Raw genomic sequence first — 2,008 nt, 5'->3', positions numbered from 1 at the left:
CTATATTTACTTTTTCTCATGCATAACCCTTATTCATTTATTTTAACTCAGAATTGTTTAATTTCTGTGTCCTAAATAAGGTTACCACTCCACTCTAAGAATGATAGGACTTTTTCCTGATGAATATATGTTGAAATTTATTTTAGACAATGTTAAATTAGAATTCTTTAGTGTAAATAGACCTATTCAAAAAGAAATACTAAAAGAGTCTTCTTTTGTGCAATTTGAGGATTCACAACTAAAGATTTTAGATTTACAATCAATTGCAAAATTAAAAATAGTTGCATTATTAGAACGAGATAAATCAAGAGATTTATTTGATTTTGGTACAATTTTAGATAAGAAGATTCTAACAATTAAAGAAATTGTGGATATCTCTAATAAAACAAAAAGCATAGATACCCTTGAAGGTTTATGTAACTTTATAAATAATAAAAAAGAACCACAAGATGATGAAACTGTGTATTTGAATGAAAATGAAACCGTAAATTTAACTTTTGATGAAATAAAAAACTCAGTTATACATAGTATGAATTTACTTATAAATAGTGATTGATACAGAAAAATAACATTTTTAGTTAGTAAATCAAAAATGATACGGTTTGGATACTTTTTTTCGCAACAATACTCCTATAATTATAAAATCACAGGAGTATATATGAAAAAAAGTGTAAACAAAAAAATCATTTCTCTGTCTTTAAGACTTGGAGTATTGTTGTTTGGTGCAACACAATTGGGTGCAATCAGTATCAATGAAGCAGTACAAGCAGCTGTTCAAAACCATCCATTGGTACAAGCAGCAAAACAAGAGGTGTTAAGCAGTGCCCAAAAGATTGAGATAGCAAAAGGTGGATATTATCCTACTCTTGATGTATCTGCCAATTTTGGTGATGAGAACAGTAAAACAAAAGGTAAAAATGATACTTCTTATACCAAAAAAGATTACAAGGGTGGAACTCACTTAGAAGCAGTGGCAGTTCAAAATATTTTCAATGGTTTTAAAGATACCTCAAGTGTTGCAAAGTCAAAAGCAGAATATAAGACAAGCCAATATGCTCAAAATATTGATGTAGAAAAACTCAGCTTTGATGTTATTAATACTTACTTAGAAATCATTAAACTAAGAGAGACTATCAAGTTTGAAAAAATAAGTATCGCTAAGTATGAAGAGTATTATACTCTTACTCAAAAGAAGTTAAATGCTACGGGACAAAAAAGTGAACCCTTTACGGTAAAATCTAAGCTTCAAAAAGCAAAAAGTGATTATATTAATTTGACTTGGAAACTTAAAAGAGAAAATGAAAAGTTTTTACAACTCACAGGTATTGCTGCTGATGATAATATGAGTGCACAAATGTTGAGTTTGGTAAAAGAGATGTCTTTGGATGATCTTTTGATTTCCCTAAAATCAAAAAACAGTGAACTCAATCAATACTTATCAAAAATCAAAGCAAAAAAAGCAGAAGTAAAATTAGGAAAAGCTGCATATTATCCAAAACTTGATTTTGAACTCAAAGCGTATAAAGATGAAGATATTGAAGCTTTCGAGACAAAAACAGAACAAGCCAGTGCCATGTTTAAACTAAAATATAATCTTTTCAATGGATTAAAAGACAGCTCAAGTATCGAAAAAGCAAGAGTAGAAAGACTTAAACTTAAAAGTGAATATGATAAGAAAAACATAGAACAAATAGAAAAAATCAAAACGCAATATGAATTGTATCAAGATTCAAAAAGCAGAGTTGATATTCTTAAAAGTTATATCCAAACACAAGAAGAGTTGACGGCTTTGTATCAAGAAGAATTTAAGTTGGGAAAAAGAACCATCATCAATCTGGTCGATTCACAACAAGATTTGAAAAATGCACGAGTATCTTATATCAATACTTTTATTGATATGGTCAAAAGTACGTATACTATTGTATATGCTACAGGTGGTTTGAATGCTGCTTTACAAGATACAGCGCTTCAAGATGCTAAATTTGTCGCATTAAATGAAAAAAAACTA

The 2,008-nt window shown here is 29.0% G+C and carries 2 protein-coding genes; both read left to right on the top strand.

Annotated features, from left to right (window positions below; all coding sequences use genetic code 11):
- Window positions 1–130 precede the first annotated feature (130 nt).
- Window positions 131–556 (top strand): nucleotidyl transferase AbiEii/AbiGii toxin family protein, encoded by a 426-nt coding sequence (locus tag GBG18_RS14875; RefSeq protein WP_193311181.1) that lies wholly within the window; start codon window positions 131–133, stop codon window positions 554–556.
- A gap of 102 nt (window positions 557–658) precedes the next feature.
- On the top strand, window positions 659–2,008 hold a 1,350-nt coding region (locus GBG18_RS14870; RefSeq protein WP_193311180.1), incomplete at its 3' end, for a TolC family protein.

The sequence above is a fragment of the Poseidonibacter ostreae genome, from assembly GCF_009208075.1.
Lineage (GTDB): Bacteria > Campylobacterota > Campylobacteria > Campylobacterales > Arcobacteraceae > Poseidonibacter > Poseidonibacter ostreae.
This window is presented reverse-complemented; position numbering and strand designations above follow the sequence as displayed.